Origin of the sequence: Ensifer sp. R-19 (genome assembly GCF_049905105.1) — a bacterium.
Classification (GTDB): domain Bacteria; phylum Pseudomonadota; class Alphaproteobacteria; order Rhizobiales; family Rhizobiaceae; genus Ensifer.
On record NZ_CP184569.1, the window covers coordinates 3,123,315 to 3,143,155 of the forward strand.

Consider the following 19,841-nt stretch of genomic DNA (forward strand, 5'->3'; position numbering starts at 1 on the left):
GAGGGGGTGTTCGGGCACATCTGGAACAAGAGGGCCGCCTTCATGCCGACCACCGGAAATCCACCCCTCGGCGCCACCGTCACGCCTGAGGGCACAGTGTTTTCCGTCTGGTCGCGCAACGCCGCGCGCATCGATCTCTGCCTGTTCGACAAGACCGGCTCCAGGCAATTGCGGCAGCTACCGATGGTCCGCAACGGCGACCTGCACAGCCTGACGGTTGTCGATGCGCCGAAGGGCACGCGCTACGGCCTTCGTGCCGACGGCGTCTACTCACCCGACCACGGCCTCTGGTTCGACCCTTCCAAGCTCCTTGTCGATCCCTACGCCATCGAACTCGACCGGCCTTTCCAGCATGATCCGCGCCTGACGATCTTTGGCGAAGACACAGCTGATCTGGTGCCAAAAGCCATTGTCACCGAGGCGAAGATCGTCAAGCCGAAGGCGCCACTCTTCCGTGCTGGCGGCCTTATCTACGAGATCGCCGTCAAGCCCTTCACCATCCTCCATCCGGATATCCCGGAAGCCAAGCGTGGCACCGTGGCGGCACTGGCCGAGCCCGTCATCATCGAGCATCTCAAGCGCTTGGACGTCTCGGCCGTCGAACTGATGCCGATCGTCGCCTGGATCGACGAACGCCACCTGCCGCCCCTCGGTCTCAGGAACGGCTGGGGCTACAATCCGATCGCGCCGATGGCGCTCGACCCGCGGCTGGTGCCGGGCGGCATCAAGGAACTGCGCAAGACGGTCGAGGCGCTGCGCAAGGCCGGCATCGGTGTCATCCTCGATCTCGTCTTCAACCATTCCGGCGAAAGCGACCGCTTCGGCACCACGTTGTCGATGCGCGGCCTCGACAACCTGACCTATTATCGTCATGTCACCGATCGCCCAGGCGAACTCATCAACGACACCGGCTGCGGCAATACCATTGCCTGCGACCACCCGGTGGTCGAAGCGCTGATCCTCGACAGCCTGCGCCATTTCGTGCATGCCGCCGGTGTCGACGGCTTCCGCTTCGACCTCGCCTCGATCCTCGGCCGCGACATGGGTGGTTTCCATCGCGAGGCGCGGCTCTTCCAGGCGATCTCGGCCGATCCGCTGCTTGCCGACCGCGTGCTGATCGCCGAACCCTGGGACATCGGCCCGGGCGGCTACCAACTCGGCAACTTCCCCTCCCCCTTCCTTGAATGGAACGACCGCGCGCGCGACGACATCCGCATCTACTGGCGCGGCGACCGCCACGCGATCGGCGCTCTGGCGACGGCGCTCGCCGGCTCGTCGGGCAGTTTTGCCCGCTGGGGCGAGAGCGGGACACGCACCGTCAACTTCATCGCCGCCCATGACGGCTTCACGCTCGCCGACATCGTCTCCTACGCCGGCAAACACAACGAGGCGAACGGCGAAGAGAACCGCGACGGCCACAACGAGAACCACTCCTGGAACAACGGCGCGGAAGGCGCCACCGGAGATCCGGAAATCCTGACGGCCCGACGTCATGACGTGATGGCGCTGCTCGGCACGCTGTTTTCCTCCCGCGGGACGATCATGCTGACCGCCGGCGACGAAGGCGGGCGCAGCCAGCACGGCAACAACAACGCCTATTGTCAGGACAACGCCATCACCTGGCTCGACTGGACCGCGATGGACGACGATATCGTCGCCCACACAGCGGCCTTGTCGGCGATGCGCCGACGCTTCGACGTATTTGACCAAACGGCGTTCCTGACCGGAAACGGCGATGTCGATTGGCGGCGGCTGGACGGACAGCCCATGGCCGTCGGCGACTGGGAGCATCCGGCGACGGACAATCTGATGATGGTGCTCGCCACCCGTGACCGCACGCAGAAGCGGGCGACGCGCCTTGCCGTCGTCATCAACCGCAGCCACGCGCCCCACCCCGTCAGGCTCCCCGACAGCATCGACGGAAAGTGGCAGAACGTGCTGGCAAGACCTGCCATTCCAGACCATGTCGCGCCGCGGTCCGTCACCTTCCTTGTCGAAGTTTTCTAAAGCTTTTCCACCGCTTGCAGGTTGCACCGGGCGGGCCTATAGATCGTTCGGGGGGCTTGTTTCGGGGCGTTTACATGCTGCAGGACATATCACTTTCTGAGATCAAGGTACTGGTCGGCAAGGAGGTCGGCGTTTCCGACTGGATCACGGTCACTCAGGAAACGATCGACAAGTTCGCCGAAGCGACCAGCGACTACCAGTATATCCACGTCGATCCGGTCCGCGCCGCCGCCGAAACACCCTTTGGCGGCACGATTGCACACGGCTTCCTGTCGCTCTCGCTGCTTTCGGCCATGAACTACAATTGCCTGCCGAAGATCCGCGAACAGACCATGGGCATCAATTACGGCTTCGAAAAAGTGCGCTTCATCGCTCCGGTGAAGAGCGGCGCCAAGGTGCGCGGCCACTTCGTGATGGCCGATGCGCGCTTCCGCGGCGCCAGCATGCTGATGATCACCTACGACGTCAGCGTCGAAATCGAGGGCGAGCGCAAGCCGGCGTTGACGGCCACCTGGCAGACGATCATCCAGTTCGATCCGAAGGACCGGCCAGCGGATGCGTGAGGCGGCATGGCCCACGCGTCCTGCCAGCACAATGAGAGCGGACAATTTTCAGACGGTCTGAGAAAGCCGGGAAGCGCTTGCAGGCACTTCCCGGCTCTTCTATTCAATGCCCCGCGTCGGCAGCACCTTCGGACAGCAGACCGAAGACGAAGGGCGAGAACGACCGCCAGCACTCGACCCGGAACTGGTCCTCACCGGTGCGGAGGAGAATGATCTCCGCCTTGCCGAAGATGGTGCGCGAGCAGGCGCCGACAGGGAAGACCGGCAGCGACAGATCCTGCGGGCAGCCGCTGTTAACAGCCACGTCCGCGCCCGCACCGCTGACGATGACGGCAACGTTGCGATGCGAAATGTCGACCGCCGAATGTAGTGTCCCGCTCGAAGCAGCCGCCGCCATCAGCTCGGCTTCGCCTTCATCGAACACCAGCCACTCGTCCGGCCCGATCCACAGGGCATGACGCTGGCCTGATGAGGCCGAGGTCTTCGGCCGCGTCGGCAGGGTGACGCCGAGCGCTGCCGAGAGCGCCGGCAGTGCATCGGCACCGGCGCGCAACGAGATGCGTGTCGCCGCCGGTGCCGGCGTCAGGATCGCTTCGGCCGAGCCGCCGCGCGAGGTGAGCGCCGCCTTGCGGCTTGCAATTGCCTGATCAACCATGGAGGCGACCCCCTTCCTTGTCAAAGAACACCATGTCGCTCACCTCGACGGCGATCGTGCGATCGGCCATCGGCACGTAGAGTGTCTGGCCGAGGCGCTCGCGCCCGCCGGCAACCATCGCCAGCGCGATCGAACGACCGCAGTTTTCCGACCAGTAGGACGACGTCACATGGCCAAGCATGGTCATCGGCTTCGGCTGGTTCGGATCGGCCACGATCTGCGCGCCCTCCTCCAGCACCACCTTCGGATCCTTGGTGAGCAGGCCGACGAGCTGTTTGCGGCCATCCTTGACGAGATCCGGGCGCTTGAGGCCGCGGATACCGACGAAGTCGGGCTTCTTCTTCGACACCGCCCAGGAGAGGCCGGCATCGTCGGGCGTCAGCGTACCGTCGGTATCCTGGCCGACGATGATGTAACCCTTCTCGGCGCGCAGCACGTGCATGGTTTCCGTGCCGTAGGCGCAGGCGCCCATTGGCTCGGCCCGCGCCCAGATCGCTTCCCAGACCGCCTGGCCATAGTCAGCCGGAACGTTGACTTCGAAGCCGAGCTCGCCAGTGAACGACATGCGGAAGAGCCGGGTCGGGACGCCGCAGATCTTGCCTTCGGCAACGCTCATATGCGGGAAGGCCTCGTTGGAAAGGTCGATGCCTTCAACCAGCGGCGCGATGATCTCGCGTGCCTTCGGCCCCTGGACGGCGATGACGGCCCACTGTTCCGTCGTCGAGGTCAGCCACACCTTCAGATGCGGGAACTCGGTCTGCAGATAGTCTTCCATGTGGTTCATGACGCGCGGCGCACCGCCGGTCGTCGTCGTCACGTGGAAGCGGTCCTCTGCCAGGCGGCCGACCACGCCGTCGTCATAGACGAAGCCGTCGTCGCGCAGCATGATCCCGTAGCGGCAGCGGCCCGGCTTCAGGTTGTCCCAGGCATTGGTGTACATGAGATTGAGGAACTGCGCGGCATCCGGGCCGACGACCTCGATCTTGCCGAGCGTCGAGGCGTCGAAGACACCGGCGACGTCACGCACGGTCTTGCATTCGCGCCCGACCGCCTCGTGCATGTCTTCGCCGGCGCGCGGATAGAACCAGGCGCGCTTCCAGTTGCCAACGTCCTCGAACTCGGCGCCATGCGCCTCCTCCCAGGCATGCATGGGCGTCTTGCGCGCCGGATCGAAGAGGGCGCCGCGCGAATGGTTGACGATCGCGCCGAAGGTTATCGGCGTATAGGGCTGGCGGAAGGTGGTGAGGCCCACCTGAGGGATGTCCTTGCCAAGCGCTTCGGCGGCGATCGCCAGACCGTGCATGTTGGACAGCTTGCCCTGGTCGGACGCCATGCCGTTGGTGGTGAAGCGCTTGATATGCTCGATCGAGTGCATGCCTTCGCGCACCGCCAGACGGATGTCCTTGGCGCAGACGTCGTGCTGGAAGTCGATGAAGGCCTTGACCGTCGTGTCCGGCCCGGCGCCTTCTGCAGCGCCGATCATGCCGCCGGTCCAGCCGAAGCGATTTTCACCCGAAAGCGCCACCTGCGCCCCGCCTTCGGCACCGGCCGCACGGGCGGTCAGTTCGCCGGCGGCAAGCGCCTCGTCGATCGTTGCCTGAAGATCGTCGGTGCCGTTGCAGGCGCCGATCGACAGGCAATCCTGCAGATAGGTGCCGGGCAGGAAGCGCTGCGTTGCCGCATCGAACTTCACCTTGCCGCGCGACTGCGAGAAGAGGTGCACCGACGGCGTCCAGCCGGCCGAGACCAGCAGCGCGTCGACGGCGATCTTGCGCGCCGAACCGCCGCCGTTGCGGGCAACGCTGATCGAGTTCACGCGCAGCTTGCCGCCGGCCTTGATCACCGAATGCCCCGTCAGCACTTCGATGCCGAGACGGCGCGCCTCGGCGAGCACCGTCTCGCCGGGATTCTCGCGGCAATCGACGATCGCCGCCACGGTAACGCCGGCGCGCTTCAGGTCGAAGGCGGCTTCATAGGCGGAGTCATGGGCGGTGTAGACGCCAACCTTCGAGCCGACGGCGACGCCGAAATGGTTGAGATAGGTGCGGCCGGCCGAAGCGAGCATGATGCCCGGCCGGTCATTGTTGGCAAACACCATGTGCCGTTCGATCTGGCCGTTGGCAAGGATCACCTTCTTGGCACGCACCTGCCACAGCCGCTCGCGCGGCAGCGACTTGTCGAGCGCCGCCAGGTGATCGGTCACCCGTTCGACCAGGCCGACGAAGTTGTGGTTGTAGTAGCCGAACCCGGTGGTGCGGGTCAAAAGCGTGACGTTGTCCATGGCGGCAAGCGCCTTGGCAGTCTCCTGCGCCCAGTCCCAGCCGTCCTTGCCGTCGATCGTCGTGCCGCTTTCATAGCGCAGCGCACCGCCCACTTCCGGCTGTTCGTCGCAGATGATTACCTTGGCGCCCGCCTTGGCGGCGGCAAGTGCTGCCGACAGTCCGGCAACCCCGGCACCGATGACGAGCACGTCGCAATGGGCGTAGCGGCTCGCATAGTGATCCGGATCGGCTTCCGTCGGGGCGACGCCGAGACCGGCCGCGCGGCGGATGAAGGGTTCGTAGATCGCGTGCCAGGCGGCCTTCGGCCACATGAAGGTCTTGTAGTAGAAGCCGGCGGCGAAGAACGGCGACATCAGATCGTTGAGACCGCCGACGTCGAAGGCGAGCGACGGCCAGCGGTTCTGCGATTCCACCTTCATGCCGTCGAAGACTTCCTGCACCGTGGCGCGCACGTTCGGCTGCCGTCGGGCGGCATCACGCGAGACATCGAGCAGCGCGTTCGGCTCTTCCGCACCGGCCGACAGAATGCCGCGCGGGCGGTGATACTTGAACGAACGGCCGACAAGGTGAATGCCGTTGGCAAGCAACGCCGAGGCGACCGTATCGCCCTCGAGCGCCGTCAGCGTGCGGCCGTCGAAGGTGAAGCGTGCGGTGCGCGCCGGTGTCAGGCGGCCCACGCCTGGAATGCGATTGGCCCCCATCATTTCGCAGCTCCCTTATCCTGCTCGCTCTGAAGAATGGCGGCGATGTCAGGCTTCGGCTCGCCAGCCTTGTAAGTGGTGTAGAAGCGGTCGCTGACCGTGTCGCGCGCGGCGTTGAAGAAACGGCCGCAGCCATGGATATGGCGCCAACGCTCGAAGATCAGACCCTTCGGGTTCTGACGCAGGAAGAAATATTCCTCGAATTCCTCGTCGGTGATGTCGGCGATGTTGGTCGGACGGGCGATATGGGCGTCGCCGGCGCCGCGGAATTCGAGCTCGGAGCGCTCTTCTTCGCAATAGGGGCAGTAGATCAGAAGCATCTCGAAATCCTCAGTGCGCAACGGCAGCGGCAGCCGCCTCGTCGATGAGCCGGCCGGTGCGGAAGCGCTCCAGCGTCAGGCCCGCGGCGAGACGATGCGGCTCGCCCTTGGCGATCAGATGGGCGAAGAGATTGGCCGAGCCCGGCGTCGCCTTGAAGCCGCCCGTACCCCAGCCGGCATTCAGGAACAGGCCCGGAACCGGCGTGACCCCCTGGATCGGCGAGCGGTCCTGGGTGACGTCGACGATGCCGCCCCACTGCCGCATCATCTTGACGCGGCGGAACATCGGAAAGAGCTCGCAGATCGCATCCAGCGTATGGGTGATGATCTGCAGGCCGCCGGTCTGCGAATAGGAATTGTACTGGTCGGTGCCGGCGCCGATGACGAACTCGCCCTTGTCGGACTGCGAGATGTAGGCATGAACCGAGTTCGACATGACGACGCAGGGGAAGATCGGCTTCAGCGGCTCGGAGACCAATGCCTGCAGCGGCTGGCTCTGCAGCGGCACACGCACGTCGGCCATCTGCATCAGCACCGAGGAATGGCCGGCGGCGGAGACGCCGACCTTCTTGGCGCCGATGTAACCGCGGTTGGTGTCGACGCCGACGACCCGGCCGGTCTCGTCACGGCGGATGCCGGTCACTTCGCAGTTCTGGATGATGTGCACGCCGCGGTCAGAGGCGGCGCGTGCGTAACCCCACGCAACGGCGTCGTGGCGGGCCGTGCCGCCGCGGCGCTGAAGGGCCGCACCGTTGATCGGGTAACGCGCCGTCTTGGCGATATCGAGCGGCGGACAATAGGCCTTGGCCTGTTCCGGCGTCAGCCATTCGTTGTCGATGCCGTAGAGGCGGTTGGCATTGATATGGCGCTTGAACGACTGCTGGTCGTGGATGTTGTGCGACAGCATCATGACGCCGCGCGGCGAATACATGACGTTGTAGTTCAGATCCTGCGACAGGTTTTCCCAGAGCTTCAGCGAATGCTCGTAGATGTCCATGCTCTCTTCATAGAGATAGTTGGACCGGATGATCGTGGTGTTGCGACCGGTATTGCCGCCGCCGATCCAACCCTTTTCGAGCACCGCGACATTGGTGATGCCGTGCTCCTTGGCGAGGTAATAGGCCGCACCCAGGCCATGGCCACCGCCGCCGATGATGATCGCATCATACTCTTTGCGCGGCTCCGGCGACGCCCATTGCGGGGCCCACCCCTTGTGGCCGCGCAACGCCTCGCGCGCCACGGCGAAAACTGAATATTTGCGCATCGGCCTCACTCCATGAACCCCGTTCTCATTGGCGTTAGAGATCGCAAATCCGACGCCCGCGCAACGTTTCTTTTGCGACGCAATTGCGTGGACTTGCGCGCAGTTGCGACATGGTCGCCGATCAGCTACTTCCGGGGCGGGAACAGGTGCCGCCCCGCATCCCAGGATTTTTCAGCGCTTCCTCATGTCGTCGCTGGACTTTCGCCTGATGATCTGGTATCCGCTCCTCTAATCGTAAAGCTTCCAGCTTAGCGAATGTTATTCTTTTGCCTCCGGCACCTGACGGAGTCACAAACAACTCGAACCAAAGGAACGGGATTTCACGTGCAGGTACTTGTCCGCGATAACAATGTCGATCAGGCGCTCCGCGCTCTCAAGAAGAAGATGCAGCGCGAAGGCATTTTCCGCGAAATGAAGATGCGCGATTTCTATGAAAAGCCGTCCCAGAAGCGCGCCCGCGAAAAGGCTGAAGCCGTTCGCCGCGTCCGCAAGCTGGCACGCAAGCGTGCACAGCGCGAAGGCCTCCTGGCCCGCTGATTTGTCGTTTTTTCGACGCTTTCCGATGTAAGTCGTGGCGGGGGCGAAATATCGCCACCGCCTTTTTTTGGTATGGACATCTTTTCCGCCGACAGGCTAGCGTGATCGACGCTGCCGGTGACGGATGGCCGGCCGGAGCGTTTAACCGGACGGCTTGCCGAGGCACGATGAAGCCCGGCTGCGGAGCCCGCGGGGAGTTTCAGCGGCTCTACTGCATAGTTCCTTAAATCGGGTTCGATTTAAGGGCAGAATTATGCAGAAACTCAACGTGTTACAGCGATCTTGGCGCGTCATGACGACACGCGGCGCTGTAGGAACGGAAGCCGATAGCTTTCGAGACCTTGTCGATTTGAGGGATCAACCTTTGACACTTGCTGCCATGACTGCGGACGTCTCCGGTTTTACTGTCCATGAGGCGTCTCGCCGCCACCAGCGCAAGCCGAGGCTTGCCGCGATGCTGCTCCTTGGTTCGGCCCTTCTTCTCGCAGGCTGCACGACCGACGGCCCGGACTCGATGACCAACAAGGTCGAGCGCGAACAGGGCTCGCAGGAAAACATCGCCTCGCTCTCGAGCGTCATCGCCTCCAACCCGAGCGATCCCGAAGGCTACAATGTCCGCGGCTCGTCCTATGGCCGCGCCGGCGAATACCGCCGCGCCATTGCCGATTTCGACCAGGCGATCCAGCTGAACCCACGCTTCTACCAGGCCTATGCCAACCGGGCGCTGGTTCACCGCAACATGGGCAACACCCAGGCCGCACTTGCCGACTACAACATGGCTTTGCAGCTCAACGCCAACTACGACGTCGCCTATATCGGCCGCGGCAACCTCTATCGCCAGGCCGGCCAGCTCGATTCCGCCTTCAACGATTTCAACAAGGCGATCCAGCTCGACACGACCGATCCCCGCGCCTATCACAATCGCGGCCTGATCTACCAGGCACGCAACCAGCACGGCCAGGCGATTGAAGACTTCTCGACCGCGATCTCTCTGTCGCCGAGCTCGCCGGAGCCCTATAACGGCCGCGGCATTTCCTATGTCGCCCAGGGCGACGATGACAACGCCTTCTCGGATTTCAACACTGCGATCAACCTCAATGGCAAGGTCGCCGAATCCTGGGCCAACCAGGCGCTGATCTACGAGCGCAAGGGCGACAAGGCCAAGGCGTCGAAGTCCTATTCGCACGCCTTGCAGCTCGACCCAAAATACGAGCCGGCGCGCGCCGGCCTTGCCCGCGTCAAGGCATCGTAAGTCCTTCCCCGAGCATGTTCCTCGAAACGCCCGCGACACTTCGCGGGCGTTTTCGTTTGTGCCGCTTGCCACCCTGCCCTTTCCGCCAAAGCGGAACCTTCCCGGCCATAATCCGTTTGCCAGAGGCGTCACTGCCTGTTTCCTCGGATCGGCTCCGATCCAAGGGCAAGACATGCAGCTATTCGAAGTACTACCGCGACCAAGCGCCCTAAGGGACGCGCGGCGCAGTAAGAACGGAGACCAAGCCATGATCAAACGAACCCTCGTCACTGCGCTGGCACTGGCCGCGCTTGCCAGCGGTCCGGCCGCCGCGCAGAACTATGTCGCACTCGGCCGCCTCGTCTGCGGTTCGGAAGGCGGCACCGGCATGATCGTGACCTCGACGAAGAACCTGATGTGCACGTTCACGCCCACCAATGGCGGACCGAAGGCCGTCTATGCCGGCACGATCCGCAAGATCGGCATCGACATCGGCAAGACGGGCAAGAGCACGATGGTCTGGGACGTCTTTGCAAAGACCGGAACGCCGGTCAGCAAATTCGCGCTTGCCGGCGAATATTACGGCGTCGGCGCCGACGCGAGCATCGCGGTCGGCGGCGGCGCCAAGGTGATCGGCGGCGGCACCAACAAGGCCTTCATGCTGCAGCCGGTCAACGTTCAGGTCCAGGAAGGACTGAACGTCGCGGTCGGCATCGACGAACTGACGTTGGCACCAGCCGGTTAGATCGGCCTCGAAGACGCACGGCGCCTTGTTGCGGAATGCGTCGCATGCACCACAATGCCTTCCAACGCAAAACGCCCGCCGAAAGGCGGGCGTTTCATTATCGATCGATGTGAGCAGCGTTAAGCGTGCAGCGCCTTGACGATATCTTCCGTCACCTTCTTGGCGTCGCCGAGCAGCATCATCGTGCCGTCCTTGTAGAACAGCGTGTTGTCGATGCCGGCATAGCCGGAGCCGAGCGAACGCTTGACGAAAAGGCAGGTCTTGGCCTTGTCGACGTCGAGGATCGGCATGCCGTAGATCGGCGAGGACTTGTCGTCGCGCGCGGCCGGGTTGGTGACGTCGTTGGCGCCGATAACATAGGCGACATCGGCCTGCGCGAACTCGGAGTTGATGTCCTCGAGTTCGAACACTTCGTCATAGGGCACGTTCGCTTCCGCGAGCAGCACGTTCATGTGGCCGGGCATGCGGCCCGCGACCGGATGGATCGCGTACTTGACCTCGACGCCCGCAGCCTTGAGCTGGTCGCCCATTTCGCGCAGCGCATGCTGTGCCTGGGCAACGGCCATGCCGTAGCCCGGCACGATGATCACCTTGGAGGCGTTCGCCATCAGGAAGGCCGCATCGTCGGCAGAGCCCTGCTTGACCGTGCGCTGAATGCCATCGTCGCTGGCGGCCGCCGCGGTCTCGCCGCCGAAGCCGCCGAGGATGACCGAGATGAACGAGCGGTTCATGCCCTTGCACATGATGTAGGAGAGGATCGCACCGGAGGAGCCGACGAGCGCCCCGGTGATGATCAGCGCCAGGTTGCCGAGCGTGAAGCCGATGCCGGCTGCGGCCCAACCCGAATAGGAGTTGAGCATCGACACGACCACCGGCATGTCGGCGCCGCCGATCGGGATGATGATCAGCACGCCGAGTATGAGCGACAGCGCGACGATCAGCCAGAACACCGTGGTGCTCTGCGTCAGCACGAGCATGACCACCAGCACGACCAGCGCGATTGCCAGACCCGCATTGATGGCGTGGCGCCCCGCAAGCATGATCGGCTTGCCGGACATGCGGCCGTCGAGCTTCAGGAAGGCGATGACCGAACCGGTAAAAGTGATGGCGCCGATGGCGACGCCAAGCGACATTTCGACCAGCGCCTGGGCGTGGATGTCGCCGAGGGTGCCGATGCCGAAGCTTTCCGGCGCGTACATGGCGGCAGCCGCCACCATGACGGCGGCAAGACCGACCAGCGAGTGGAAAGCGGCAACGAGCTGCGGCATCGAGGTCATGGCGATGCGACGGGCAATGACAGCACCGGCGCCGCCGCCGATGGCAAGGCCGAGCACGATCAGCATCAGGCCGCCGAAGCTCGGCTTTGCCAAAAGCAACGTCGTGACGATGGCAATGCCCATGCCGACCATGCCGTAGGTATTGCCCTTGCGGCTGGTGGTCGGATGCGAAAGGCCGCGTAGCGCCATGACGAACAGGACGCCGGAGACGAGGTAGAGGAAGGCTGCGAAGTTAGCGTTCATCGGGCCGGCCTCACTTGTCTTTTTTCTTGTACATGGCGAGCATGCGCTGGGTGACGAGGAAGCCGCCGAAGATGTTGACGGCGGCCAGCACCAGCGCCACGAAGCCGAAGCCGGTGGCAAGCCCAGAGGCGGAGATGCCGACGGCAAGCAGAGCACCGACGACGATGACCGAGGAAATCGCGTTGGTGACCGCCATCAGCGGCGTGTGCAGCGCCGGGGTCACCGACCAGACGACGTAATAGCCGACGAAGATCGCTAGCACGAAGATCGCCAGGCGGAAGACGAAAGGATCGATCGCGCCGCCGGTCGCGCCATGGGCGACAGCACCAGCCGCGTCCGGCACGTATTCGGCAGCGGTGCGGACCGCTTCCACCGCCCGGTCGAGATCGGCGAGCGCCTTGTCGAGAAGTTCATTCGCCATCACTTGTCCCCCTTGCTGGCGCCGAAGTTCGGATGCACGACCTCACCACCATGGGTGAGCGCCGTCGCCTTGACGAGTTCGTCCTCCATGTTGAGCGCGAGCGCCTTGGTTTCCTTGGACACCATCGTTTCCAGGAAGGTGACGAGGTTCTTGGCGTAGAGACCGGACGCGGAGGCCGCGATGCGGCCCGGCACGTTGAGATGGCCGATGACCTTGACGCCTTCGACCTCGGCGACCTTGCCGGGCTCAGCACCCTCGACGTTGCCGCCGCGTTCGACCGCAAGATCGACCGCGATCGAGCCGGGTTTCATGCTTTTCAGCATGTCACGGGTGACGAGCCGCGGCGCCGGACGGCCGGGGATGAGTGCAGTGGTGATGACGATGTCCTGCTTGGCGATATGCTCGGCAACGAGTGCGGCCTGCTTGGCCTGATACTCCTTGGACATCTCTTTGGCGTAGCCGCCGGCCGTTTCGGCCGCCTTGAATTCCTCGTCCTCGACGGCGATGAACTTGGCGCCGAGCGAGGCGACCTGCTCCTTGGCTGCCGGACGCACGTCCGTCGCCGAGACCACGGCACCGAGACGGCGGGCCGTCGCGATTGCCTGCAGGCCGGCAACGCCCGCGCCCATGACGAAGACCTTGGCGGCAGGAACCGTCCCGGCCGCCGTCATCATCATCGGCAACGCCCGATCATATTCGCAGGCGGCGTCGATCACGGCCTGATAACCGGCGAGGTTCGCCTGGCTCGACAGCACGTCCATCGACTGCGCACGGGTGATGCGCGGCATCAGTTCCATCGCAAAGGCAGTAAGCCCGGCCTTGGCCATCTCGGCGATCGCCGCCTCGTTGCCATAGGGATCCATGATGGCGAGCACGATAGCGCCCGACTTGTAGCCGCCGATTTCGGCGGTCGTCGGCCGGCGCACTTTCAGCACGACATCGGCCGTCTTGGCGTCGGCGATCGTCCCGATCCGGGCCCCGACCTTTTCGAACTCAGCGTCCGGAATGCGCGACAAAAACCCGGCGTCCGCCTCGATGACGACGTCGAAGCCGAGGCTTTTCAGTTTCTTCACTGTGTCCGGTGATGCGGCAACGCGACCCTCGTTCGGGTCCGTTTCCTTGGCGACAAAGACAATCTCGCTCACAAATCCCCCTCCTTGGCCGCAATCGAGCCAAGGCCGGAATGCGGGCATTCTCTCCGACTGCAAAGCGTGCGGCCAATCGAGCCTGCACGCCCCCATATGCCAGGCACTGGGGTGCCAGGCACATATATTCTGGAAACAGACACCCCAGGTGTTCGAACCGCAGGCAGTCCGGCGCCGATCGACGCCGAACCGTGCTCGGCATCGCGGGTCTGCATTCCACTCCCCCTCACGCAGTGAGGAAACACGTCCCATTGCAGTGAATGCCCGGGCGTGGAGATCTCTAGGCTCTACAGCACCGCACATCCTATTGGCTGCACAAAGGTCGCTGTAGCATTTTGAAGTGCTGCGCAGCGTCGACGCCTCCAGTCGACGGCATGCACCTTCGTCCGGGCTCGCGCCCGGTTGCCGAGGAAACGTCAAGCCCCTCGGCAATCGGTCCAATGACGCTGATTAGCGCAGGAAGAAGAAACCTGCGACGTTGAGCAGAATGAAGAGCACGAGCGAGGAGAAGAAGCCCATAGTCGTGAAGAATGCGGCAGCCATGGCAATCAACAGGGCCACGCAAAACAGCGTGCCGTACTTCGATGCGCTCAGGAACATGAGATAGGTCTTCTCGTGCTCCGGATAATCCATCGAAGCGCCCACATCGACCGGTCCAGAATGATGCTCAGCCATCGTTCAAATTCTCCCTGAATGCCACGGCGCGACCCTTGATCGCCGCCGCTCCTAATCGAAGCATGGCTCCCGCGAAAAGTCGCGAAAACCCTTATAGCTGCCCTTACACAATGCTTAGGCCGGGTGCAACGAAAACCCGTCCTTTAGCAGTACCTGATGGGGCGATATGTCGCGGCCGGCGGCAAGGGTGGCGCGCACGGGCGCGCCTCACCATCCGATGTCGACATCGAAGACTGCTAGCGGAAGACGGAGGTTCGATAAGAGCGTCCATAACCGGTTTGCGCCATGCGCGCGGTCGGCAGGATCGTCAGCGGCGCGAACGGCACCTCGCTGCGATCGGCAAACATCATGCGGCGTTCGAAAGGCTCCGAATCGAAAATCGGGTAGCGGTCGAGGATCGAGGGCCGCTGCCCCCTCACCTGCGCCACGAGCAGGGCGCCATCGGCATTGTAGACCCCCAGGTTCTCGCGCTTGGCGACCACGGTCTCGGAGGCGAAAATGCGCTTGTAGAAGGCGGTGTGGCGCGGCCGGCAGGCCGTCAGGCAACGGTCGGCGGAAAAGTATTCGCAGGCCATGGCGACCGGGCGGAGCGTCAGGTAGGGAAGCGCCCGCATATCGTCACCGATGACATCAGGGTCGACCGCCAATCGGCCCGGATCGACCAAAACCATGCCGGCATCGAGGAACGCGTCGATCTCGGAGCCGAAGATCAGGCCCGATGTGCTGGCGCGGTGCTCCGGCGTTACGTGATGTACGCGCACGGTGCTGACGAGGCTCTCATCGAGATAGATGCCGAAGACATACGCGTGGCTGTCGAAGTCGAGATCGTCGATCAGCGTGGAGCCCGTCAATTCCATCAGATTGACGGACTTGTAGGACTTGTAACGCAGCCGCGCGATGTCCTCCATGTCCTCGCCGGTTTCGACCCGCCGATATTCGACACGATCGAGCAATTGCATCAGCTTTTCAGAAAAACGCCCAGGCTCCGCCTGGTGAATCGTCTCACCCATATTCCAGACCTCATGGTTAACAAATCGTTAACCTATTGACGGAAAATGGGGCGGCAACCGCAAAACGGAACAGTTCACTGTTAACTTTTTGTTAACCCTAAAAATTCGTAAATTAATTCGGTTGATTTGGAGCAAAACGCACCAAATCGAGCTGCATTTGCCCCAACTAATCAAGGGCTTGCTGCCGAATGCGCAGCATCAAAACGGAACGGAATTTGGGGTCGCAGCGTCAGGCGATGCGCTTGCTGCTGGGTTTAGCGCCTCGTTTTGGCACACCGTTCTTGCAAAGCGTTGCAATAGCAGAAGCGGGCATGGGGGCGGCGAAGACGAAGCCCTGTATCAAATCGGCACAATTATGCTCGGTGATGAGCTGCAACTGATCCGTCGTCTCGACGCCTTCGACGACGATGCGCAGGCCGAGGGCGCGGGCAAGATTTGCCGTCCCGCGCAGGAGCTTGAAGCGGCGCGAATCCTCACGGATGTTGCGCACGAAGGACCGATCGATCTTGATGATGTCGACCGGCAGGGCATCGAGATAACTGAGGCTGGAGTATCCGGTGCCGAAATCGTCGATGGCAATGGTGATGCCGAGACCCCGCAGCTCGCGCAGGATCGCCTGCACCTTGAGCGGCTCGTCCATCAGGCAGCTTTCGGTGACCTCCAGATGCAGCCGCGAAGCATCGAGGCCGGTTGCCTGAAGCGCATCCGTGACCATCGTGACGATTTCGCTGCTGCGTAGATCGAGCACCGAGAGGTTGACGGAGACGGACACATCGCTCGGCCAGTCCATGCAATCCCGGCATGCATGGTCGAGCACGAAACGCGTGATCTCCGTGACCAGCCCCAGTTCCTCGGCGAGCTGAATGAACACGTTCGGCGGCACCGGCCCGCGCTCCGGATGCGTCCAGCGGGCCAGCGCTTCGCAGCATTCGACCCGGCCGCCGCTCGGCGCGAACATCGGCTGGTAGGAAAGCGTCAGGCTGCGCGCATTGATCGCCTCGCGCAAATCCGCCTTGAGCTTCTGGCGGTCGACATAGCGGGCGTCCATCTCGACTTCGAACGCAGTGCAGCCGCCGCGGTTGCGCAGCTTGGTTTCCGAAAGCGCGAGATCCGCCTTGATCTGCAGGTCTTCGAGTTTCAGATCCACGTTCGACGCGATGACGAAGCCCGCGCTCATGGTCATGTTGAAGGTGAAGCCGCTGGCAACATAGGTGCCGCGCAGTTCCGTGTGCAGCCCCCGCATCCGCTCTTCCAGATCGGCCACGTCAGCCCTGTTCGGAAAGAACACGACAAACTCGTCGCCCATCAGCCGCGCCGCGATCGCATCATCACCGGCGAGCGCCTTCAACCGGCCGGCGATCGCCTGCAGCAGCTTGTCGCCGACGATGTGGCCGCGCATGTCGTTGACATGCTTGAACTCGGTGACGTCGAGGACCATCAGGCCGACGAGCCGGTCCTCCTTCTCGTCGCCGCTTGCGGCGGCCACAACCAGCTCTCCGAAGTAGTCGCGGCTCGGCAGCTCGGTCAGCTTGTCGAAGCGCACCATGTGCAGAATCTGCTTGTCCGCCTGTACGCGTGCCGTCACGTCCTCGAAGATCAGCACGATATCGCCATTGTCGCGGCGGCTGGCGGAAAACTCGAGGTGCAGTTCCTCGCTGACCGGGATCAATACCTGCGGGCGCTTGCCCTTGAGCAGAAGATCGAGCTGGCGCGAGATCGCCTTGGTCTTTTCGGCATCGAGCCGCATGCGCCGCGCACCGCGCCGGATCACGTCATCGAGCAGCCAATCCTTGAGTTCGGTCCTGTCGCCAAGCGCCAGCAACTCGCTGGCACGCTCATTGGCCACCACCACGCGGCCGTCGCCATCCAGCATGAACAAGCCATGCGTCATATTGTTGAGCGCCGCGTCGAACTGGCCGGCAATCGTCGCGATCTCGCGCGCCGCCAAAACATTCTCATAGAGAAAGGCGCGCACATTGTTGGCCATCATCCAGGTGGAAAGGATGAACGGCAGGATGAGCAAGGCAAGCGCCAGCATGAACACGTCCTGCAGCGTCATCAGGCCGATCACGATCGGCAGGCATGCGGACGAGGACAGGAGAAGCACGGCCCGCTCCGAGCCGTAGTTGCGCCCAACGAGCGAGATCATCGAGGCCAGCGTCACCGATATGGTCGCAAGCTCTGAAAAGGAATCCTGACTGACGGCAATGGCATAACCGCAAGCGATGCCGCAGGTGAGCGTGACGCTGACACCGCCGACGATATAGCGGTTCTCCCATTTGCGGACCATCGCCCGGTCGGCATTGGAGAAATCCTGCCGGTCGAACCGCGCCATATCGACATTGCGCAGCGCCCAGAGCACGAAGATCACGCCGGAGCAGGCGAGATAAAGCGGATCACTGGTCTTGAGATAGACGAGCAGAAACGTCACGACATGCGACAACATGCCGATCAGCAACGTCTTGCGATGTTCGTAGAGCGAGCTCACGGATGACAGATACACGTCAGTCGGAAGAGCGCTCTGTCCAAGTCGCATCATGAACCAAGCTCCGGTTTACCGGATTGTTAGGGGTGATGACTTAACGAATGATTTCGTCTAACGCCCCGAAAAAAGTACCGAATCCCAGAATAACCACAGGGCCGTGCCGGCAAGACCCAAGAGTTCAACTCAATAGTGCGAACCGCGCTGAACAGTACTCGGTTTCTGCAACCAAACATAGGTATCCACGACACAAAAGGCCCGACTGCAACTTCGACAATTCAGCGATGCGGGCGGACGATCCAGAATTTGCGTGCGCGATGGTTACTCGATCTTAAAGAATTACCTGCGATTTCTTGCCGTTTTTAGTTCGTGTTCGCTACCGATCCGCCTTGGATCAGCGCGGTGATCACGCTCACTACGTTCTCAGTTGACTTTCATCAGCATCTGAAGGCAAGGCTTTTCTTAAGCGTATTACGGAGCCTGATGATGTCGAAACCTGTCGTTGCCATCCCCTGCGATTTCCGCGAATTCGACGGCAATGTCTGGCATGTCGTTGCCCATCAATATGTGCGCGCCGCCGTCGAAGGCGCCGGCGTCATGCCCTTCCTCATCCCGGCGCTCGAAACCGGCAACGACATTGACGAAATCCTCGACCGCGTCGACGGCGTGCTTGCAAGCGGAGCCCGCTCCAATGTTCATCCCTCGCTCTATGGCCGCGAGGCCAAGGACAGTGACGGACCTTTCGATCCCGGCCGCGATGCGACCAGCCTGCCCCTGATCCGGCGCGCGATCGAGCGCGGTGTGCCGTTGTTTGCCATCTGCCGCGGCATCCAGGAACTGAACGTCGCACTCGGCGGCACGCTGGCGAGCGAAATCCAGGATCAGCCGGGGATCTGGGATCACCGCAAGCCTGACGTGAAGGAACTCGACGTTGCCTATGGCATCCGCCAGGACGTCATCGTCAAGGAAGGGAGCTGCCTCGCGCCCGTGCTTGGCGCCGGCCGCATCCGCGTCAACTCGTTGCACCGACAGGCGATCGGCGCCGCTGCTCCGCGCCTGGCTGTCGAAGCGGTGGCTGACGACGGCACGATCGAAGCGGTTTCGGTGATCGGCGCCAAGGCCTTTGCCGTCGGCGTACAATGGCATCCGGAATACTGGGTGCGCACCGACACCCCCTCCGCCAGCCTGTTCAGGGCCTTCGGCGACGCGGTGCGGACTTACGCCGCCGGCCGTTTGGCCGCCTGACATCACGGCTTCCGCATCGCCGCCTCAGGCAACGACGCCGGGTGTCAAATCACGCGTCGGCTGAACGGCGTTTCCGGCACCGGCGTCAAAGCCCTTCCGGTCGCAAACCAGGCTGCGATATTGTCGACGACGAGATCGGCCATGGCGTTGCGTGTGACCACCGAGGCCGAGGCCACATGCGGCAGGAGCGACACGTTCGGCAAAGCCATCAGCGCGTCCGGCACCTGCGGCTCGTTCTCGAAAACATCGAGCCCGGCGCCGGCGATCACGCCCTTCTGAAGCGCCGCGATCAGCGCCGCCTCATCGACCGTCGAACCACGCCCGACATTGATCAGCACGCCGTTTCCGCCGAGCGCCACGAGAACCTCCGCATTCACCGTATGCCGCGTCGCCTCGGTGCCGGGCACGATGACAATGAGCGTATCGACCGCCGCCGCGAGGCCGACGAGCGTCGGATGGTAGGCATAGGGCAGGCCTTCGCGCGGGCTACGCGTGTGATAGGCGATCGACACCCCGAAGGCTTCCAGCCGCCTGGCGATCGAAAGCCCGATGCGACCGAGGCCGTAAAGACCGACGCTTCGGCCGCGCAGGGACAGCGGCGACAGAGAAAACGCGCCCTCGCGGCTCCAGCGTCCCTGGCGCAGCCATTGTTCTGCCTGAGGCAATTGCCGGAGTGTATTCAGCAGAAGACCAACCGCCGTGTCGGCCACCTCTTCGGTCAGAACATCCGGTGTATTGCTGACGGCAATGCCCTTGGCGGCGGCATGTGCGACCTCGACGCCGTCATAGCCGACGCCGAAATTGGCGATGATCTCGAGCTGCGGCAGGACATCCATCAGGGCACCGGGCAGCCGGCCGGCTACTGCAACCGCTTTCACGTCCTGCATATCCGGCGTCACCAATGCTGGATCGGCACTCTCGATCCTGACGACTTCGAATTGCCCGACCAGTCGATCAATGACCCGTTGATTGATCTTTCCGGGCACGAGAACGCGCGTGCGGTTCACAGACATGGGCAGCTCCTGTCGGGAGGGAGAT

At 63.0% G+C, this 19,841-nt stretch carries 17 protein-coding genes; 6 read left to right on the plus strand and 11 right to left on the minus strand.

Annotated features, from left to right (window positions below; translation table 11 throughout):
• Positions 1 to 42: 42 nt before the first annotated feature.
• Both glgX and ACN9MO_RS15200 read left to right on the plus strand, forming a co-directional pair.
• Positions 43 to 2,007: a glycogen debranching protein GlgX gene (glgX, locus tag ACN9MO_RS15195; protein WP_112996778.1), complete on the plus strand. Its 1,965-nt coding sequence runs from the start codon at positions 43 to 45 to the stop codon at positions 2,005 to 2,007.
• Between the two features lie 74 nt (positions 2,008 to 2,081).
• Positions 2,082 to 2,570, plus strand: coding sequence for a MaoC family dehydratase (locus ACN9MO_RS15200; RefSeq protein ID WP_057254595.1), 489 nt, complete (start codon positions 2,082 to 2,084; stop codon positions 2,568 to 2,570).
• Between the two features lie 103 nt (positions 2,571 to 2,673).
• Here the strand turns inward: ACN9MO_RS15200 and soxG are convergent, their stop codons facing one another.
• Genes soxG through ACN9MO_RS15220 form a run of 4 tightly spaced genes read right to left on the minus strand, consistent with a single transcriptional unit; the run spans position 2,674 to position 7,792 of the window.
• Positions 2,674 to 3,225, minus strand: a complete 552-nt coding sequence (gene soxG / locus ACN9MO_RS15205; RefSeq protein ID WP_113132255.1) for a sarcosine oxidase subunit gamma — start codon at positions 3,223 to 3,225, stop codon at positions 2,674 to 2,676.
• Positions 3,218 to 6,211: a sarcosine oxidase subunit alpha gene (locus ACN9MO_RS15210; RefSeq protein ID WP_113132254.1), complete on the minus strand. Its 2,994-nt coding sequence runs from the start codon at positions 6,209 to 6,211 to the stop codon at positions 3,218 to 3,220. Before ACN9MO_RS15210 ends, soxG begins: the two co-directional genes overlap by 8 nt.
• Complete coding sequence (locus ACN9MO_RS15215) at positions 6,208 to 6,528, minus strand: sarcosine oxidase subunit delta (RefSeq protein ID WP_057254592.1); 321 nt, start codon at positions 6,526 to 6,528, stop codon at positions 6,208 to 6,210. The genes ACN9MO_RS15210 and ACN9MO_RS15215 overlap by 4 nt, the downstream gene beginning before the upstream one ends.
• A 10-nt stretch (positions 6,529 to 6,538) precedes the next feature.
• Complete coding sequence (locus tag ACN9MO_RS15220) at positions 6,539 to 7,792, minus strand: sarcosine oxidase subunit beta family protein (protein ID WP_058326848.1); 1,254 nt, start codon at positions 7,790 to 7,792, stop codon at positions 6,539 to 6,541.
• A gap of 324 nt (positions 7,793 to 8,116) precedes the next feature.
• Here ACN9MO_RS15220 and rpsU point away from each other — a divergent pair, with 324 nt between their 5' ends.
• From rpsU to ACN9MO_RS15235, 3 genes are all read left to right on the plus strand, one after another.
• A complete protein-coding gene (gene rpsU, locus ACN9MO_RS15225) occupies positions 8,117 to 8,329 on the plus strand; it encodes a 30S ribosomal protein S21 (RefSeq protein ID WP_012709405.1) in 213 nt (70 codons plus the stop codon).
• A 364-nt stretch (positions 8,330 to 8,693) separates the two neighbouring features.
• Positions 8,694 to 9,581, plus strand: a complete 888-nt coding sequence (locus tag ACN9MO_RS15230; RefSeq protein WP_057254590.1) for a tetratricopeptide repeat protein — start codon at positions 8,694 to 8,696, stop codon at positions 9,579 to 9,581.
• Positions 9,582 to 9,828: 247 nt separating this feature from the next.
• Entirely contained in the window at positions 9,829 to 10,305 is a 477-nt protein-coding gene (locus ACN9MO_RS15235) for a DUF992 domain-containing protein (protein WP_112996758.1), read from the plus strand.
• 119 nt (positions 10,306 to 10,424) lie between these two features.
• Here ACN9MO_RS15235 and ACN9MO_RS15240 read toward each other — a convergent pair whose 3' ends face one another.
• From ACN9MO_RS15240 to ACN9MO_RS15265, 6 genes are all read right to left on the minus strand, one after another.
• Positions 10,425 to 11,825 (minus strand): NAD(P)(+) transhydrogenase (Re/Si-specific) subunit beta, encoded by a 1,401-nt coding sequence (locus tag ACN9MO_RS15240; protein WP_058326850.1) that lies wholly within the window; start codon positions 11,823 to 11,825, stop codon positions 10,425 to 10,427.
• Positions 11,826 to 11,835: 10 nt separating this feature from the next.
• Positions 11,836 to 12,246, minus strand: coding sequence for an NAD(P) transhydrogenase subunit alpha (locus ACN9MO_RS15245; protein WP_057254587.1), 411 nt, complete (start codon positions 12,244 to 12,246; stop codon positions 11,836 to 11,838).
• Positions 12,246 to 13,391: a Re/Si-specific NAD(P)(+) transhydrogenase subunit alpha gene (locus ACN9MO_RS15250; protein WP_058325253.1), complete on the minus strand. Its 1,146-nt coding sequence runs from the start codon at positions 13,389 to 13,391 to the stop codon at positions 12,246 to 12,248. Before ACN9MO_RS15250 ends, ACN9MO_RS15245 begins: the two co-directional genes overlap by 1 nt.
• Positions 13,392 to 13,841: 450 nt before the next feature.
• Positions 13,842 to 14,066: an aa3-type cytochrome c oxidase subunit IV gene (locus ACN9MO_RS15255; protein ID WP_057254585.1), complete on the minus strand. Its 225-nt coding sequence runs from the start codon at positions 14,064 to 14,066 to the stop codon at positions 13,842 to 13,844.
• Positions 14,067 to 14,302: 236 nt separating this feature from the next.
• On the minus strand, positions 14,303 to 15,076 hold the full coding sequence (locus tag ACN9MO_RS15260) for an N-acyl amino acid synthase FeeM domain-containing protein (RefSeq protein WP_058325254.1): 774 nt from the start codon (positions 15,074 to 15,076) through the stop codon (positions 14,303 to 14,305).
• Positions 15,077 to 15,305: 229 nt separating this feature from the next.
• Positions 15,306 to 17,615, minus strand: a complete 2,310-nt coding sequence (locus ACN9MO_RS15265; protein ID WP_112996759.1) for a putative bifunctional diguanylate cyclase/phosphodiesterase — start codon at positions 17,613 to 17,615, stop codon at positions 15,306 to 15,308.
• Between the two features lie 429 nt (positions 17,616 to 18,044).
• Here ACN9MO_RS15265 and ACN9MO_RS15270 point away from each other — a divergent pair, with 429 nt between their 5' ends.
• Complete coding sequence (locus ACN9MO_RS15270) at positions 18,045 to 18,803, plus strand: gamma-glutamyl-gamma-aminobutyrate hydrolase family protein (protein ID WP_057254824.1); 759 nt, start codon at positions 18,045 to 18,047, stop codon at positions 18,801 to 18,803.
• Positions 18,804 to 18,847: 44 nt separating this feature from the next.
• Here ACN9MO_RS15270 and ACN9MO_RS15275 read toward each other — a convergent pair whose 3' ends face one another.
• The gene (locus ACN9MO_RS15275) at positions 18,848 to 19,810 is read right to left on the minus strand and encodes a 2-hydroxyacid dehydrogenase (RefSeq protein WP_112996779.1); all 963 of its coding nucleotides are present in this window, start codon (positions 19,808 to 19,810) and stop codon (positions 18,848 to 18,850) included.
• Positions 19,811 to 19,841: the final 31 nt, after the last annotated feature.

Bases quoted from the DNA above. Each gene is read 5' to 3' on its own strand.
- glgX (WP_112996778.1), top strand. From the start codon at position 43: ATGCCGACCACCGGAAATCCACCCCTCGGCGCCACCGTCACGCCTGAG.
- ACN9MO_RS15200 (WP_057254595.1), top strand. From the start codon at position 2,082: ATGCTGCAGGACATATCACTTTCTGAGATCAAGGTACTGGTCGGCAAG.
- soxG (WP_113132255.1), bottom strand. From the start codon at position 3,225: ATGGTTGATCAGGCAATTGCAAGCCGCAAGGCGGCGCTCACCTCGCGC.
- ACN9MO_RS15210 (WP_113132254.1), bottom strand. From the start codon at position 6,211: ATGATGGGGGCCAATCGCATTCCAGGCGTGGGCCGCCTGACACCGGCG.
- ACN9MO_RS15215 (WP_057254592.1), bottom strand. From the start codon at position 6,528: ATGCTTCTGATCTACTGCCCCTATTGCGAAGAAGAGCGCTCCGAGCTC.
- ACN9MO_RS15220 (WP_058326848.1), bottom strand. From the start codon at position 7,792: ATGCGCAAATATTCAGTTTTCGCCGTGGCGCGCGAGGCGTTGCGCGGC.
- ACN9MO_RS15235 (WP_112996758.1), top strand. From the start codon at position 9,829: ATGATCAAACGAACCCTCGTCACTGCGCTGGCACTGGCCGCGCTTGCC.
- ACN9MO_RS15240 (WP_058326850.1), bottom strand. From the start codon at position 11,825: ATGAACGCTAACTTCGCAGCCTTCCTCTACCTCGTCTCCGGCGTCCTG.
- ACN9MO_RS15245 (WP_057254587.1), bottom strand. From the start codon at position 12,246: ATGGCGAATGAACTTCTCGACAAGGCGCTCGCCGATCTCGACCGGGCG.
- ACN9MO_RS15255 (WP_057254585.1), bottom strand. From the start codon at position 14,066: ATGGCTGAGCATCATTCTGGACCGGTCGATGTGGGCGCTTCGATGGAT.
- ACN9MO_RS15260 (WP_058325254.1), bottom strand. From the start codon at position 15,076: ATGGGTGAGACGATTCACCAGGCGGAGCCTGGGCGTTTTTCTGAAAAG.
- ACN9MO_RS15265 (WP_112996759.1), bottom strand. From the start codon at position 17,615: ATGATGCGACTTGGACAGAGCGCTCTTCCGACTGACGTGTATCTGTCA.
- ACN9MO_RS15270 (WP_057254824.1), top strand. From the start codon at position 18,045: ATGTCGAAACCTGTCGTTGCCATCCCCTGCGATTTCCGCGAATTCGAC.